The sequence below is a fragment of the Pseudovibrio exalbescens genome, assembly GCF_028737195.1.
In the GTDB taxonomy this organism is placed as follows: Bacteria; Pseudomonadota; Alphaproteobacteria; order Rhizobiales; family Stappiaceae; genus Pseudovibrio; species Pseudovibrio zosterae.
In genome coordinates this window covers 1-15,683 of record NZ_JAQZAJ010000010.1, presented here as the reverse complement: position 1 = coordinate 15,683, position 15,683 = coordinate 1, and the positions used below count along the sequence as shown (strand labels likewise).

The 15,683-nt window shown below is 53.9% G+C and carries 15 protein-coding genes; 11 read left to right on the top strand and 4 right to left on the bottom strand.

The features are described from left to right. The first annotated feature begins 452 nt into the window (after positions 1-452). The 9 genes from PUV47_RS19330 to PUV47_RS19290 all read left to right on the top strand — a co-directional run bounded on the left by PUV47_RS19330 (position 453) and on the right by PUV47_RS19290 (position 9,238). On the top strand, positions 453-1,661 hold the full coding sequence (locus PUV47_RS19330) for a TIGR03862 family flavoprotein (protein ID WP_274220244.1): 1,209 nt from the start codon (positions 453-455) through the stop codon (positions 1,659-1,661). Positions 1,662-2,257: 596 nt separating this feature from the next. Next, positions 2,258-2,836, top strand: coding sequence for a TetR/AcrR family transcriptional regulator (locus PUV47_RS19325; protein WP_274220243.1), 579 nt, complete (start codon positions 2,258-2,260; stop codon positions 2,834-2,836). Positions 2,837-2,926: 90 nt separating this feature from the next. Then, positions 2,927-4,015, top strand: coding sequence for a TRAP transporter substrate-binding protein (locus PUV47_RS19320; RefSeq protein ID WP_274220242.1), 1,089 nt, complete (start codon positions 2,927-2,929; stop codon positions 4,013-4,015). 109 nt (positions 4,016-4,124) lie between these two features. Continuing rightward, positions 4,125-5,303, top strand: coding sequence for an NAD(P)/FAD-dependent oxidoreductase (locus tag PUV47_RS19315; protein ID WP_274220241.1), 1,179 nt, complete (start codon positions 4,125-4,127; stop codon positions 5,301-5,303). A 280-nt stretch (positions 5,304-5,583) separates the two neighbouring features. Continuing rightward, entirely contained in the window at positions 5,584-6,591 is a 1,008-nt protein-coding gene (gene dctP, locus PUV47_RS19310) for a TRAP transporter substrate-binding protein DctP (RefSeq protein ID WP_274220240.1), read from the top strand. Positions 6,592-6,616: 25 nt separating this feature from the next. Continuing rightward, the gene (locus PUV47_RS19305; protein WP_274220239.1) at positions 6,617-7,132 is read left to right on the top strand and encodes a TRAP transporter small permease; all 516 of its coding nucleotides are present in this window, start codon (positions 6,617-6,619) and stop codon (positions 7,130-7,132) included. A 31-nt stretch (positions 7,133-7,163) separates the two neighbouring features. Beyond that, positions 7,164-8,453, top strand: coding sequence for a TRAP transporter large permease (locus PUV47_RS19300; protein ID WP_274220238.1), 1,290 nt, complete (start codon positions 7,164-7,166; stop codon positions 8,451-8,453). An 18-nt stretch (positions 8,454-8,471) separates the two neighbouring features. Further along, a complete protein-coding gene (locus tag PUV47_RS19295) occupies positions 8,472-8,906 on the top strand; it encodes an OsmC family protein (protein ID WP_274220237.1) in 435 nt (144 codons plus the stop codon). Further along, on the top strand, positions 8,906-9,238 hold the full coding sequence (locus tag PUV47_RS19290) for a GYD domain-containing protein (RefSeq protein WP_274220236.1): 333 nt from the start codon (positions 8,906-8,908) through the stop codon (positions 9,236-9,238). The genes PUV47_RS19295 and PUV47_RS19290 overlap by 1 nt, the downstream gene beginning before the upstream one ends. A gap of 61 nt (positions 9,239-9,299) precedes the next feature. Here the strand turns inward: PUV47_RS19290 and PUV47_RS19285 are convergent, their stop codons facing one another. The 3 genes from PUV47_RS19285 to PUV47_RS19275 form a co-directional block, all read right to left on the bottom strand. Then, a complete protein-coding gene (locus tag PUV47_RS19285; RefSeq protein WP_274220289.1) occupies positions 9,300-10,307 on the bottom strand; it encodes a cytochrome d ubiquinol oxidase subunit II in 1,008 nt (335 codons plus the stop codon). Between the two features lie 8 nt (positions 10,308-10,315). Further along, positions 10,316-11,701 carry a cytochrome ubiquinol oxidase subunit I gene (locus PUV47_RS19280; RefSeq protein WP_274220235.1) on the bottom strand — a complete coding sequence of 462 codons (1,386 nt, stop codon included), beginning with the start codon at positions 11,699-11,701 and terminating at the stop codon, positions 10,316-10,318. Between the two features lie 375 nt (positions 11,702-12,076). Continuing rightward, positions 12,077-12,970, bottom strand: coding sequence for an aldo/keto reductase (locus PUV47_RS19275; RefSeq protein ID WP_274220234.1), 894 nt, complete (start codon positions 12,968-12,970; stop codon positions 12,077-12,079). Between the two features lie 230 nt (positions 12,971-13,200). Here PUV47_RS19275 and zigA point away from each other — a divergent pair, with 230 nt between their 5' ends. Together zigA and rirA are read left to right on the top strand one after the other, a co-directional pair. Further along, a complete protein-coding gene (gene zigA, locus PUV47_RS19270; RefSeq protein ID WP_274220233.1) occupies positions 13,201-14,409 on the top strand; it encodes a zinc metallochaperone GTPase ZigA in 1,209 nt (402 codons plus the stop codon). Positions 14,410-14,618: 209 nt separating this feature from the next. Then, entirely contained in the window at positions 14,619-15,089 is a 471-nt protein-coding gene (gene rirA / locus PUV47_RS19265; RefSeq protein WP_274220232.1) for an iron-responsive transcriptional regulator RirA, read from the top strand. 18 nt (positions 15,090-15,107) lie between these two features. Here rirA and PUV47_RS19260 read toward each other — a convergent pair. Next, positions 15,108-15,683 (bottom strand): energy transducer TonB (locus PUV47_RS19260; protein ID WP_274220231.1); only part of this gene is annotated, 576 nt, incomplete at its 5' end.

The window sequence follows — 15,683 nt, the reverse complement described above, 5'->3', positions numbered from 1 at the left end:
CGAAATGTTGCTGAACACATCCGCATGTCACGGTCCCCGCTCAACACCTTCGCTGTTGCTCATGTATCTGGATGCAGCACACTACTAAATAACTCATCCAATTTTCCAGTAAGTATAAAGAATTTGTTCACCATGTCGAGTGATACTATTAATATCCATTAACCATAACATCAAAAAATATAGCTTTACTTTTGAGTTGAATTTGACCAAAGGTCTAATTTTCTCATTATAGGACACTTTTCTGACTAGATTTTTTGCAATATGCATACAACTTCATCACAAACATCTCGGGTAAGTTGCAGGAGAAACTGGCTGCCTCGTAAAAAACGGTAGGATCTTCTTCGTTTGCCTTTAGGCTTTGCCAGTTCATACGCCTCACACGCTGTTGATTTTCCATCCAAAACAAACTAGCGCAGTAGGCCAAGACAACCTCCTGAGAAGATGAGTGACCTGTGCCACAAACCATATCCATCATCGGAGCGGGTCCCGGCGGCCTGTTTGCTGCCGAGCAACTGAGCGCCAAAGGCTTTAACGTCGTGGTCTATGACCGCATGCCATCTGTCGCTCGTAAGTTTTTGCTTGCCGGACGCGGCGGCTTGAACATTACCCACAGCGAACCGTTGGAGCAGTTCCTCACCCGCTACCGGCCGCAGGAGCCTCAACTGCTTCATTCGATTGAAGCTTTCCCTCCGGCTGCGCTACAGCAGTGGTGTACTGAGCTTGGCGAGGAGACGTTTATTGGATCAAGTGGTCGGGTATTTCCCGTCAGTTTCAAGGCCTCTCCCTTGTTGCGTTTGTGGCTAAGACGCCTCAACGCGCAGGGTGTGAACTTCAAACTTGGTTGGACTTGGAAAAGTTTTGCTGAAGGTAGCTCATTTCTAGCGACCGACTCTGATGGCACTGAACATGTTGTTTCCAGCGACGCGACGCTACTGGCATTGGGCGGTGGCTCTTGGGCGCGCCTCGGCTCAAAAGGGGACTGGCTGGAGCCTTTCGCCAGAGAAGGGATTCAGAGCGCGCCGCTCGTTCCGTCCAATTGCGGCTTTGAGGTTCAATTCTCCGAGTATTTTCAAGCAAAGTTCTCTGGTCATCCCTTGAAAAAGATCGGCCTGACCCATCAGAGGCGGAGGATCACCGGCGAGATCATGATTGACGCTACTGGTGTTGAAGGAGGCGGTATCTATGCGCTTTCCGCCGAGATCAGGGAAGCTATTTCGCTGAGCGGCAAAACGGAGCTGTTGCTGGACCTGAAGCCAGACCTGACCGAAGGCGCTATAGTCGCAAAACTGCAAAAGCCGCGCGGGAAAAACAGCTTTTCAAACCATTTGCGAAAGTCGGTCAATCTTTCATCTTTGGCTGTAGCGCTACTGCGCGAAGCGGGAGAGGTGCCATCAGACCCACACCTGCTTGCCAAGCGCATAAAGGCGTTACCGCTGACACTCGCGGCCCCTCGCCCGATAGATCGCGCGATCTCATCCGGAGGAGGTCTTCATTTTGATGAGATCAACGCCGCCTTCATGCTGAAAAAGAAGCCTGGCGTGTTCGCATGTGGAGAAATGTTGAACTGGGAAGCACCGACCGGTGGCTACTTGCTGCAAGGTGTATTCGCCACCGCAGCGGCTGCTGCGTCTGGCATAGAAGCCTATTTGAGAACACAGTGAGATAAGCCGATCCGGAAAAAGAAAAAGCACCGGACGGGAGTTTCCGGTGCCATGGTCTGCGAACAAGGCAGATCACTTGGGAGGCATGTGATCTGCTGTGTGGAGGGCAACTCTTGCCCGCAGCGAGACAACGAAGGAGAACCACTTCCTTCAAGCCTCATTTTGCGCCGATCGAGCCGGCCCGCCCCTTTTTTGGGACTGTTATTGATGACGCGTTGCCGCGCTGAATTATTATCAACGGGACTGGCCCCGTCCTTAAAGTAAGGCCGAAGCAATTTCCCGAAGACAGTTACATGGCTAAATTTAAATCTGGGCTTTTGCGTGCAAATAATGAGGCTAAAATGTGTCCAGAGCCTCCAAAGTGTCGCATCGACTTTCGTAGGCCATGATCAGAGCCAGTGAAATTTGCGGCAGATCGCCGATGATATTATGCGCCTGAACGGCTGATATCCCACTTCCTCTAGGAAACTAGTGTGCACACCATTTTGCCCCCTGCGCTTTGTTATCCAGCTTCGCTTCGAACTGTTGTGTTTACAGTGGTTCATGGACCTCGTTATCGTGAAGAAGTCGATTCACCATAGCTGTCGGAGATTTACGTGGGGCGCCCACCAAGAACACAAAATACCCGCCGTATGATACTGGATGCTGCCATCGAGCTGGTTTCTGAACAAGGAAACGGGGTCTTTTCTCTGGAAGAGGTAGCAAAACGCGCCGGGATTTCAAAAGGCGGCCTGCTTTACAACTTTCCCTCCAAAAATGCATTGATTGCTGCAATGGTCTCTCATTTCACAGAGGAACTAAAACAGCGCGTCAGCGAGGCGGAACAGGTCGTTGCCAAGGACCAACTGCCAAACAAGCTGATCCGGGCCCACTTGATGGGCCTGAAAGCAAAGCTCTCCAAGGGGCACAAACCCAACTTTGGCATCCTTGCAGCGATTGGTGAAGATCCATCGATGCTCGACCCGGTGCGACAGTACAATCGGGATCTCTACGAACGAATTCTGAAAGACTCTGACAATCCCGAGCTTGCAGCACTCGTGTTTTTCTCAACGGAAGGCATACGTTGCATGCAGATTTTCAACATCATCGAGTTCGACACGGCGGAGATCCTGGAGCATCTGGACACGCTTTTGACGATCTTGGAAGTCAACGAGCTTCCCGAAAAACCCCTATAGGTTATAGGTATAATCTCGCAGTTTTCGAAGGCTGTGCTACTCTCCCCTCAAGGCCATTAAGGCCGTCAGAGATCAACGTGGGGGGAGACCATGAAACGTCGCGACTTTCTGAAAACTGCAGGCGCAACCGGTGCTGTGTTGGGTGCAGGGAGCCTCACCGCACCGGCACTTGCCAATGCCACGCTAAAACTGAAGCTGGTGGGTGCCTTCCCAAAAGGCTTTCCGGGTGTAGGCACCTCTGCCGAACAACTTGCCAAACGCATTGAAGCACTGTCCGACGGCAAGATTGAAATCACCTACTACGGCGGTGGGGAACTTGTGCCCCCATTCGAAGTTTTCTCAGCCGTCGCCAGTGGCGCTGCAGATATTGGCCACAATGCGCCCTACTACCAGGTGGGACAGGTGCGCTCCACCATGTACTTCACTTCCATGCCTTACGGCCTCGACGCGGAAGAGCTGTCCGCATGGGTTCGCTTCGGCGGGGGCCAAGCGCTCTGGGACGAAGCATACGCGCCGCACGGCGTAAAGCCGTTCTATGCAGGGTCCTCTGGCGTGCAGGCAGCTGGTTGGTTCAAGAAGGAGATTACCACCCTAGACGATCTGGTGGGCCTGAAGATGCGCATTGCAGGCCTTGGCGGCGACATCATGCGAAAACTGGGCGTGACCACGGTCCTGACGCCACCGCCGGAAATCTACTCCGCACTGCAGTCTGGTGTGGTTGATGCTGCAGAGTTCGTGGGACCATGGAATGACATGGCACTGGGCTTTGCGAAGGTTGCCCCCTACTACTATCTGCCAGCTTTTCACGAGCCAGGGCCGGGCCTTGAGATGATCGTGAACCAGAATCTATATGAAAACATGAGCCCGCATTTGAAAACGGTGTTGGACAATGCGGCAACTGCACAAGCAGAATCCACCACCTCAGAGTTTCGGTACAACAACACCAAGTTGCTGCCAGCCCTGATAGAACAAGGTGCCATCATTTCTGCGTTCCCTGATGATGTGGTCAGCGCTCTTGGCGCAGCCGCAAAAGAGGTGATTGCCGACTACCCTGGCAATGATGCCATGTCCCTGAAGATCCACGAGGCCTATCTGGAATACATGAAAGCCTGCGCCCTTTACACCAAAGGCATGGAAGGCCGCCTGTACACTGACCGCGCCACGGTATGGGGTGTCTAAAACATCGCCTGCTCAGGACAGCTGGAGGGAGATGCGGTTTCTTCCTCCAGCTTGTTTAGAGCTCAGTATTTGCGTTTGACCTGTTTGCAAAACCTGTCATAACGCGCGGATGCAAGACTTTGACGTGATCGTTCTGGGTGCCGGTGCTGCTGGCCTGATGTGTGCCATTGAGGCCGGAAAACGCGGCCGCAAGACGCTGGTGCTTGACCATTCCAGCAAGCCAGCAGAGAAAATTCGCATTTCAGGCGGCGGGCGTTGCAACTTCACCAACCTGCACACCTCGCCAGCCAACTTCTTGGGCGAGAACCCGAGGTTTTGCGTTTCCGCACTGAAGCGTTACACCCAGCAAGACTTTATTGCGCTGGTCGATTCCTACCGCATCCCATGGCACGAGAAGACACTGGGTCAATTGTTTTGCGATACCAGCGCCAAAGACATCATCTCCATGCTGCTGTCAGAATGCGAACGAGCGGGTGTGAAGGTGCAACTCTCCACCAAGATCGGCGAAATCAACAAACCCGATGAACTTTTCAGCGTAGCCACGGACAAGGGTGCGTTACGCTGCCAATCCTTGGTGGTTGCAACGGGTGGTCCGTCAATCCCCAAGATCGGGGCAACCAGCTTTGGCTATGACCTTGCCAAACGCTTCGACCTGCCGCTTGTGACACCTCGGGCCGCCTTGGTGCCTCTCACCTTTGACGAAGCGCTCAAACAGCGTACCAGTGAGCTTGCTGGCATTGCAGTTGATGCGGTGGTCTCTTTCGGCAAGACAAGGTTTCGGGAGGGAATGCTCTTTACCCATCGCGGCCTTTCCGGTCCATCCATCCTGCAAATCTCCTCATACTGGCAAGAAGGGCAGGAAATTGGCGTCAACATGCTGCCTGATGGCAATGTGCTTGAAACCCTCAAGCTCGGTCGCCAGAACAGCCCTAAACAAGACATCCGCACCCTATTGGGCGATGTGCTGCCCAAACGCCTTGCAACATTCATCGGCGATCATCACGGCTTTACAGGCCGCTTGGCCGACCAGTCTGACAAGGTGTTCAATAAAGTAGCGGAGGCCATTCACAATTGGCGGGTAAAGCCCATCGGCACCGAAGGGTATCGCACTGCAGAAGTGACACTGGGCGGTGTGAACACGAAGGCCCTTTCCTCCAAAACCATGGAGGCTAAAGACGTGCCCGGCCTGTTCTTCATCGGCGAAGTGGTGGACATTACCGGCCACCTTGGTGGCTTCAATTTCCAGTGGGCATGGTCCTCCGGACATGCGGCAGGCCAGTTCGTCTGAGAAGAAAACTTTTCTCAGCTCAGCACACCAAAAGGCCACCATCTAGAATATCATACCCGCTCAATTCCCATTTTAGCATCTAGTTTTATTTGCAAGTTACCAAATAGAAAAGGAAACTATAATCGCCTGAGTTTTTAGAATGCCATGCGTACCCAATAGCTGAAAAAAACTATACTAAGAATACTCGATCGTGCTAGCCGCTCTTGGGCAAAATTTATTTATTGTCATAGACTTACGTTAGGCGAGTCAGGTTTCTAAAGGGGTTGGAGAGAAAACTAAAATGCGTGTACGCGGGTATCTTTTTGCCGCCGCAGCGGCAGGTCTCATCGCTTTTTCGGCAAACGCCAAAGAGCTTCGCTTTAACAATCCGCTTCCGGAAAGCCGTCCGGAAACGCAGGAACTCATCAAGTTTGCCAAGGACGTGGAAGAGTACTCCAATGGCGAGCTCTCCATCCGCCTGTTCAACGGCGGCTCCATGACACTTGAAAACGCTGACTTGCTTCGCACCCTGCCGAAGGGTGTGGTTGACATGAGCCTGCTTTGGGCGAACTACCTTGGCCGCGATGCGCCAGCGCTGAGTGCTGTTCTCGTGCAGGGCTCCATTGGCAATGTTGAGGAACTGAATGCGTCGCTGCCAGTTGTGCAGGACATTTTTGAAAGCGAGTTCGACGAGTGGGGCGTTAAAACGGTCGGCAACCTCGCCATCCCGATGCTCTATGCCTCCGTGTTCTGCCGCGATGACCCTGTACGCACCCTTGCGGACCTTCGCAGCAAAAAGCTGCGTGTTTGGACCCGCGATCAGGTGATGACCTTCACAAAGCTTGGGGTCTCTGCACAGATCATCAATCAGAATGAGATGTACATCTCAATGAAAACGGGCGTTGTTGACTGCGCTCTCTACCCCGCTTTGTACGCCCACACAGCCTCGTTGCAGGAGACGGCGGGATATGCCGCTTATCTGTACCCAATCGCCGCAGGTCCTTACACACTGGGCATGTCAACGCGCAAATGGAATGCCCTTTCTGACGAAGAAAAGGCTGCATTGACAAAAGCCGCAGATGACCTTTGGGAGCGGACCAACGAATACTCCAGCGACTATGAGCGTGAACTCGCGGCCCGCGAAAAGCTTGGGGAACAGGGTGTGACCTTCCTTGAGGATTTCCCAGAGGAAGACCGGGCACTGTTTCTTGAAACAGTTTCCGAAACCTGGAAGGAAATTACTGAGGAAGCCGGAGGCAAGGCACCTGAGTACCGCATCCGTGTTCTTGAAGCTTTGGGCCGCGACTGATTTTGGGCTAAGGGGTTAGATCCTCGTGATCATCAAAACACTTGAGAAGCTGGAATGCGGGCTGGACTATCTGGCCCGCTTTCTTGCTTGTATTTCCGCCATTGCCGCAGCTGCGATCACCATCATAATCTGCGTCAGCGTCATCATGCGCCGAGTTGCAAACTCGCCTTTGTTCTTCGCCGAGGAACTGGTGGGTTTGCTGCTATGCGTAACCATGATGTGTGCGCTCCCTCTCGTGACCTCCCGCAACAGCCACATTCAGGTGACCCTCGTGGTGAACCGTTTGACGGAGCGGGGACGAGCAGTCATGGGTGCGCTGTCTGCCATCGTGGCCTTAAGCTTCTTCTGCTGGCTGATCTGGGAAGCCATTCCATGGATGGAGTTTGCCATTCGTCTGGATCTGAAAACCGAGGCCACCCACATTCCCATGGTGCCATGGATGATGGTGGTACCGGTCTCGTTCAGTCTGACCGCTCTGATTTTGACGGTTCAGTTTTTTAATCTGCTCTTGAAAAGCACTTCGACTTCGCAGCAACAATAAAGGCGTCTCAACCGAGACGAGACCAAACCGCATGTTTTGGACAACACTGTTTTCGGCCCTTACCCTGAGCGCGGCTACGGGGGCGGCTCTTGGTGCGGCACTGGGTCTAACCGGCCTGATCATTCTGCACTTCTTCGTGGGTGGAGCCACCTCTCTTGCTCTGGATGCTGTATGGAACGTGTTTAACTCCTTCACGCTGAGCGCAATTCCTCTGTTCATCGTTTTGGGGGAAATCCTGCTGCGCAGCGGCTTGAGCGAACGGGTCTATTCGGCACTCAGCCCTGCCTTCACAAAGGTTCCGGGCGGCTTGCTGCACACCAATATTGCTGTGTGCACTCTGTTTGGCGCAGTCAGCGGATCAAGCCTGTCAACGGCAGCGGCGATTGGCTCTGTTGCCTATCCCGAGATGACGCGACGCGGCTACAACAAGCACATGGTTGTTGGCAGTCTGGCCGGAGGTGGCACACTGGGGCTCCTCATCCCGCCCAGCTTGTCTTTCCTCATCTTTGGCGCCCTCACAGAGACCTCGATTGGACAGCTGTTTGTCGCTGGCATTTTGCCCGGACTGCTCGTCTCCCTGATGTTTATGGGATACATCTTGCTGCGCTGCCTGCACAATCCATCCCTTTATCCCCGCGAGGAGCTGCGTCTATCGCCATTGCAGATTCTCATCGGGACATTGCGCATCTGGCCGATCCTGCTGCTGATCTTTGCAATCATGGGAAGTATCACATTCGGCTGGGCTACTCCGACTGAAGCTGCTGCTGTGGGTGTAGGTGCGGCAATCCTCATCGCCTTCATTTGGGGCGATTTCACATTGGGCAAGCTATGGGAAGCGCTTTATCGAGCTGTTCAGCTTTATGCAGCAATCGGCTTGGTGCTCATTGGCGCAACCATTCTGGCGCAGTCCGTTGCTCTTCTGGGCGTGCCTCAGGACATTCTGGAGCTGGCGACCAGCAGTGGCCTCAACAAGTACGGCATCCTACTGCTGGTGGTCCTTGTCTATCTCCTCCTTGGGTGCATTTTCGACGGCTTGTCCTTGATGATCATGACCCTACCCATCGTGTTCCCACTGCTGACAGGCCTTGGCTTCCATCCGATCTGGCTTGGCGTGATGATAACGATCATGATCGAAATCGGGCAGATTACTCCACCGGTAGGCCTGAACCTCTCCGTTCTTTCTTCTCTGACGAAAAATGAAGTTCCACTGGGCTCCGCAGCGATCTCGGCCATACCGTATTGGCTGATCTTCCTGATGGCCCTGGTAATCTTGACCCTGTTCCCACAAATCGCGCTGGTGTTGCCGGCGCACTTCTTCTAACCGGAGGCTTGAAGCCAAATGGCAATCAAAATCAAACCGAAGTCCTTTGGCCCACTGACACTCAGTTCAAATGGCGACGGTTCTTATACGACAACCACGGATGCTGGCAATGTCTCACTGAGCGGCGCGCCAGCAACGGCCGAGGTAAGCGCGCCCTACGACCTGATCATGGCTGCGCTCGGCTCATGTGTTGGTGTTTCGTTGGAAATGGCTGCAAAGCAAAAGAAGCTGGAACCGGGGAACATCGACATCACCGTGAATGCGGCCAAGGCTGAAGACCTGCCAAGCCGGTTCGGCAGGTTTGACGTGACGGTCGCACTGGACGGCATCGAGGATGACGAGGTCGCCCTTGGCCTTTTGAATCTCGCCAAGGAAATGTGTACGGTAAGCAACACACTCAATGCGGAGATAACACTTTCTCTGCACCGCGATGCCGACAAGGGAGGCGAATAATGGCGCACTATCTGATCCAAGTTGCCTTTACCGCAGACTCCATGAAAGCGTTGGTCGACAAACCCGAGAACCGTCTTTCGACAATGATTCCGCTGGTTGAACAAATGGGCGGCCGTTTTGTTGGGTCATGGTTGAGTTTCGGGAAGTTCAACTCAACAGCGATCATTGAGATGCCCGATAATGTGACCATGAAGGCCTTTGAGATGATGTGCATGGCGGGCGGCGGGCTTCGGGCATTCGAATGCACACCACTTATGAGTTTTGAAGATGGGGTGGAAGCAATGCGCCTTGCGGGCAAGCACGCCTATCAGAAATTTGGTGACGGGGAATAGACCGGCAAACCGAACACCCGGTAAAAGCGCGGAGAGCCTGTCTCCGCGCTTTTTTATTGCATCAATCGTATCTTAGCTCGGTTGCCTTGCCCCGGAAAATGAAGAAGGACAGTGCCGAGTAGGCAAAGATGATCGGCATCACCACGCAGGCACCCACCAAGATTATGAAGAGGCTTTCAGGTGCAGCAGCAGCTTCATAGATGGTCAGCTTCTCTGGGACGACATAAGGGTAGAAGGAATATGCCAGCCCACAGAAAGCCAAGAAAAACAACGTGGTGGCAAACGCAAATGGTGCCCAAGCCCAACTGTCATTACTGGTTGGCAGACGCTGCAGGGCAAGCCACAACATGGCAAGAAGCGCCAGCGACATGAGCGGAAGCGGTGCTAGCAAGATTGCCTCCGGAAACTCCAGCCACTTTGAGAAGATACGCTCGCTCGCGAAAGGAGTTGCAAACGAGATTGCAATCAGCCCCAAGCCAACGCCCCACAAACCTTGACGCGCCCAGCGGATTGCTTTCAGCTGCAGCTCCCCCGCTGTTTTCATGATGAGCCAAGTCGCACCGATGAAACTGTATCCAACGGTGAGAAACACCGCGGTCAAGCACGCGAACGCCAGCGACACCTGAGTGAATTGAAGGCCCATGATGTAAAGGCCCAACATGAAGCCTTGGGACAAAGAGGCCATCAAACTGCCGGCAAAAAAGGCTGCGTCCCACGCCTTCTTCTTGTGAGCAGGCGCCTTGGCCCGAAACTCAAAGGCCACGCCACGCAAGGTCAACCCCAGCAACAGGATGAACACCGGGGCATAGAGTGCAGTGAGAATAGTGCCATGGGCGGCGGGGAACGCGACAAGCAACAAACCCACAGCGAGAACCAGCCAGGTTTCGTTTGCATCCCAGAACGGTCCAATGGATGCAATCATTTTGTCCCGATGCACTTCTTGAGTGAGTGGGCTTAGCAAGCCCACTCCGAGGTCAAAGCCATCCAAGACCACGTAGACCAAGATGGAGAAACCCAATAGCACCGCAAAGATGATGGGCAATGAGATGGTCGGGTCGCCAAAGATCATCATGGGCACTACTCCGCAGGCTGGTTGATTGGGGCGGTTGGCTTCAGCTGCGCCCAGAGGGTTTCGCCGGTTTTATTGGACGCCTTGCGGGCCAGATAGAAGATCACGCTGATGTAGGCGACCAGAAGCACCGCATAGATGACCAAGTAACCGATCAACGAGCTAAGAACCATTGACGGCGGCACGTTCCCAACTGCGGCTGCGGTGGTGAGCACACCTTCCACGAGCCAAGGCTGGCGCCCAATCTCGGTTGTGTACCAACCGGCCAGTGTTGCAACCCAACCTGAGAAGGTCATGCCAAGGAAACCCCAGAGCATGAGCTTGGGAACACCTTCAACGCCGCGGCGCTTGCGCAGCATGAAGAAGACCGCCGCCCAACTGACCGCCAACATCAGGAAGCCGATGCCTACCATGATGCGGAAGCTGTAGAACACAGGAGCGACCGGAGGATGCATCTTCGTACCGTCCTCAGCCACGAAGTCATTAAGACCCGGCACGACACCGTCAAACGAGTGCGTGAGAATGAGCGAAGCAACGTTTGGAATTGCAACCTCAAAATGGTTCTCCCGGGTCTCTTCATCCGGAATTGCGAAGAGTACCAGAGGTACGTTTCCTTGCGTTTCCCAATTGCCTTCCATGGCCGCGACCTTCTGCGGCTGATACTCAAGGGTGTTCAAGCCATGCTTATCGCCCATCAAAATCTGAAGCGGCATAAGAACGGCAGCAAGAACAACAGCGGTTTTGAACGTGGCCCGTACGGACGCGCCGCGATCACCTATGAGCATGCGGAATGCGGAGATACCTGCGACCAGGAACGCAACAGTCAAACCAGAGGCCAGAAGTTTGTGACCTAGACGGTATGGCATGGAAGGGTTGAAGATGATGGCCATCCAGTCAGTTGCGTGTACAACGCCGTCGCGCAACTCGAAGCCTGCGGGTGTGTGCATCCAACTGTTCAGCACCAAGATCCAGAATGCAGACATGGTCGTTCCGAAAGCCACCAAGACGGTTGCTCCGGTATGCAGCCAATTCGGAACCTTTGAAAAGCCGAAGAGCATTATGCCCAGAAACACAGCTTCCAGAAAGAAAGCCGTCAGGATTTCGTAGGCAAGCAATGGCCCCGCGATGTTTCCGACCTTCTCCATAAAGCCAGGCCAGTTGGTGCCGAACTGAAACGACATCGTAATGCCTGACACCACGCCCAGCGCAAAGGTCAAGGCGAAGATTTTGACCCAAAACTGATAGGCCTCCATCCACTTGCCATCTTGCGTCGAGTTGAACCGCAGCTTGAAGAACAGCAGCAGCCAGCCGAGCGCAATTGTGATGGTCGGGAACAAGATGTGAAACGAGATGTTCGCGCCAAACTGAATACGCGAGAGGATCAGGGTGTCCATGTACCTTCCTCAAACACTGTTGTGACGCGAAACTGCCGATTTCTAGCGTCGGCATTACCATTGTTTCCCGTCTTGGGTTATGTGCTTTTGAGAATGATTATAGGTAGCATTCCGAACCGAAACAGAGTTCTGCGACAAGGCACCGCAGAGCATTCTGCTTCACCTTTGAATCCCCTAGGGCACTTTGGCGGAGGCTTTGCGGTCAGGCCGGTATCGTTAAGCCCCACACATTGCCAAGGCCATGTAATATATCAATAAATTGGCTCGTCTGATCTAGCTAAACCAGTTTCAAGTTTTGATCAGGAGCACTCCAGTTCGCGGGGCCAAAGCAGGCCAACCCCTGACCTGCTCCAACCTGCCTAGCGAGCGCCGGTTTCAAGGAACGTCGTAGCCGTTCGCAAGTGTGTAGAGTTCGAACCACGTTTCCCGGTCCATCTCCACTTTCAGGGCATCGGAGATCTTGGCAATGCGATCCAGCGCATTGGTGCCAAGCACAGGCAAAATGTTTGCTGGGTGTTTCAAAAGCCATGCAACCGCAACAGCGCTGGCATCAACGCCAAACTCCGCCCCCACACGAGCAAGGGCCCGGCCCAACGGCGTTGCTTGGCCTGGCACCAACCGCCCTCCACCAAGAGGTGACCATGCCATTGGAGGAATGCCGCGCTCTTGGAGATAGGCGATATCGCCATTCACAAACGGCTCGGTGCAAACAAGACTGGCTTCGATCTGGTTTGTGACCAGCTTGTTGGACATGGCAGACTGGAGCAGCGTCCAATCGTGCAGCTTGAAGTTCGAAACACCCGCAGCGCGGATCTTGCCGGATGCAATGAGTTCGTCAAGAACGGCTCCCGTCTCCCTGTGGTCCATGAGCGGGTCAGGACGGTGGATCAGCAGCACATCCACATAATCTGTCTTCATGCGCTCTAAAGAGGTGTCGACGGCAGCACGGATGTGCTCTGCTGAGGTGTCGTAGTATTTGACACGGCGTTCAGGATATTTGCTGCTCAGCAGCTTGATATCGCACTTTGTGACGATCTCCATCTCTTTGCGCAAAGAGGGGGACGCTTTGAGCGCTTCACCGAAAACCTGCTCGCTTTCATAGTCTCCATAGATATCGGCCTGATCGAATGTGGTGATGCCCTGTTCGAGACATAACTCGATCTTCCTTTGCACATGTGCGGGACTTCGGTCCGCGTCGTCTCCCAGTCGCCACATGCCATAGACACGCCGGCTCAAACCCAAGCCTTCCTTCAACTCAATACGTTCCATGCATTTCATCCTATGCGGGTGAGTGAGACAGATGTGCGGCAATCCGCCATTGATCATGGCTTCAGTTTAGGGAGGCTAGCTCATAACAAAAGCCCGATCACCGGTATGTGACGGGCGTTACACAGAGCAATCAGGCCCACTTCTTCACAGTTTGGATTGACAGGGGTGAATGGCATGGTCTTTATATCGTAATGTTATTACGTATCACACCTACGAAGTGGAGCGCAGACGTGAAGCCAGATAAATTACCGGTAACCGTTCTCTCCGGGTTCCTTGGAGCAGGCAAGACAACCCTCCTCAATCATATCCTCAACAATAGAGAGGGCATACGCGTTGCGGTCATTGTAAACGACATGAGCGAGGTGAACATTGATGCCAGCTTGGTGCGGGAAGGCGGCGCCAATCTGTCCCGAACCGACGAAAAACTGGTTGAGATGACAAACGGTTGCATCTGCTGCACCTTGCGCGATGACCTGTTGCAAGAAGTTCGAATGCTGGCCGAAGCGGGTCGCTTTGATCATTTGCTGATCGAATCCACGGGCATTTCTGAGCCGCTGCCTGTGGCTGCGACCTTCGACTTCGTTGATGAAGATGGCCAGAGCCTTTCTGATGTCTCTGTCTTGGATAGCATGGTTACAGTTGTGGATGCGGCCAGTTTGCTCAAAGACTTCAGTTCTGCCGACTTTCTGCAAGACCGCGGTGAATCCTTGGGAGATCACGATGAGCGAACACTGGTCGACCTTCTGGTTGATCAGATGGAATTCGCGGATACGATCGTACTCAACAAGGTCTCTTCAGCTGGCCCGGGTAATCTGGATGCGGCGCGCAAAATCATCGCATCCCTGAACCCTTCAGCTCATATTATTGAAGCAGACTTTGCGCAGGTACCGATAACCGAGGTCCTTGGAACCAGCCGTTTCAATTTTGACAAAGCCCATGAGCATCCGCTTTGGTACAAGGAGCTCTATGGATTTAAGGACCATGTTCCGGAAACAGAAGAGTACGGCATCCGCTCCTTTGTTTATCGCGCGCGGAGACCATTTGAACCTGCCAAACTGCAGCGTTTCATCAACACTTCATGGCCCGGCGTTGTGCGGGCCAAAGGGTTCTTCTGGTTAGCAACGCGGCCACAGTATGTAGGCGAACTGAGCCAAGCAGGTGCGTTGGTGCGCACTGAGAAATGCGGGCTCTGGTGGGCAGCCGCTCCGAAAGAGTACTGGCCAGAAAACCCGGAATTCCGCAAGACCATGGAAGCGAACTGGGATCCGATGTGGGGCGACCGCCGACAGGAACTGGTATTCATCGGATGTGACCCCATGGATGAGGCCCGCATCAGAGCCACACTCGACGCCTGCCTTGTGTCATCAGCCGCATTCACCCCCGATCTCTGGACCGATCTGCCTGACCCATTCCCTTCTTGGGACCGACAAGCTGCCTAGCATCCATTCGAGATAGCCTCAGGCCTTGGTGGCAAGGCCTGACGGCGAATGAGATTGGCCTTTACGCTCTGCCTCGAAATTAAATAGTTGCACACAGGGCCGTTCTAGCCCATTTTTTTAATGACTCTAAACTAGCAATCGTCTATTGTTGAGTTTCACCTGCAACTTTTATGTTGACGATACCTCATTGAGGGCACATAGATTTAACTATGAGACTGACGCAACAGACCAATTACGCGGTGCGCGCTCTTATGTACTGCGCGGCTAATCCGGACAAGCCAAGCAAAGTCGCTGACATTGCAGCCGCCTACTCCATGTCGGAGACACACCTCTTCAAAATCATGAAGGTGCTGGTGGATGCCGACCTCATGAAGACCATTCGCGGCCGGAATGGTGGTATTGTCTTGCCACGCCCAGCCGAGGAAATCACTGTCGGTCAGGTCGTACGAGCAACTGAAGAGTCTTTTGTATTGGCAGAGTGTTTTGACAGCGGTCGGCAGGATTGCCCCTTGGTCAATCACTGCGGGTTTAACAGTGTTCTGCACGAAGCCCTTCAAGCCTTTTTGGCTGTTTTGGACAAATGCACGATCGCTGAGCTGGCAGAAAACCGCTCCAACATTCGCTATCTTCTGCAAATGGAAGATATCGCGCTGCAACCGAGCGCGGCTGCTCACGCCTGAGCAGCCGTTCTACGATCCTCACCTCAAAGAAAATCTGATAGGCACCCGGATTGGCAGGGCTTTTCTGCCCATGACGCTTGGCAATCTGGCGAATGGCGCTGCCCGCCTGACAGCTTTCAAAGCGGCTTCATCCAACTCTTTGTGGCCACTGCTCTTTGAGATGCGCAAGCTTTGAATCTGGCCGCTCTGGCCAATCACGAAGGACACTTGCGGCGCGCCTTCAATGCGCTTGCGGCGTGCTGACGACGGATAGCTGCGTTGCGCTTCACGGTAGAGCTTGCGCACCACCTTGCCCAGATAGTTTTCTCGGGCCGCGTTGCCTTCTTCAGAACTCACATCGCCCCGTCCTGACACGGTTCCCGTGTTTTCCGAAGCCTGAGAGCTGATCGACCCACGGCGTGAGTTGAACTCGGCCCCCGCCTGCTTGGCAGCCTGAGAACGACGCTCAACCGGCTTTTCCGGGCGCGGAGGTGCAGGACGCGGCACCGCCTGCACTATCTCGACTGGCGCCTCCTGCTCTGTGACTTGGACATCTAGCTCTGGCTCTGGCTCTGGCTCTGGCTCTGGCTCTGGCTCTGGCTCTGGCTCTGGCTC

Bases quoted from the DNA above. Each gene is read 5' to 3' on its own strand.
- PUV47_RS19320 (WP_274220242.1), top strand. From the start codon at position 2,927: ATGAAACGTCGCGACTTTCTGAAAACTGCAGGCGCAACCGGTGCTGTG.
- PUV47_RS19315 (WP_274220241.1), top strand. From the start codon at position 4,125: ATGCAAGACTTTGACGTGATCGTTCTGGGTGCCGGTGCTGCTGGCCTG.
- dctP (WP_274220240.1), top strand. From the start codon at position 5,584: ATGCGTGTACGCGGGTATCTTTTTGCCGCCGCAGCGGCAGGTCTCATC.
- PUV47_RS19300 (WP_274220238.1), top strand. From the start codon at position 7,164: ATGTTTTGGACAACACTGTTTTCGGCCCTTACCCTGAGCGCGGCTACG.
- PUV47_RS19295 (WP_274220237.1), top strand. From the start codon at position 8,472: ATGGCAATCAAAATCAAACCGAAGTCCTTTGGCCCACTGACACTCAGT.
- PUV47_RS19290 (WP_274220236.1), top strand. From the start codon at position 8,906: ATGGCGCACTATCTGATCCAAGTTGCCTTTACCGCAGACTCCATGAAA.
- PUV47_RS19285 (WP_274220289.1), bottom strand. From the start codon at position 10,307: ATGATCTTTGGCGACCCGACCATCTCATTGCCCATCATCTTTGCGGTG.
- PUV47_RS19280 (WP_274220235.1), bottom strand. From the start codon at position 11,701: ATGGACACCCTGATCCTCTCGCGTATTCAGTTTGGCGCGAACATCTCG.
- PUV47_RS19275 (WP_274220234.1), bottom strand. From the start codon at position 12,970: ATGGAACGTATTGAGTTGAAGGAAGGCTTGGGTTTGAGCCGGCGTGTC.
- rirA (WP_274220232.1), top strand. From the start codon at position 14,619: ATGAGACTGACGCAACAGACCAATTACGCGGTGCGCGCTCTTATGTAC.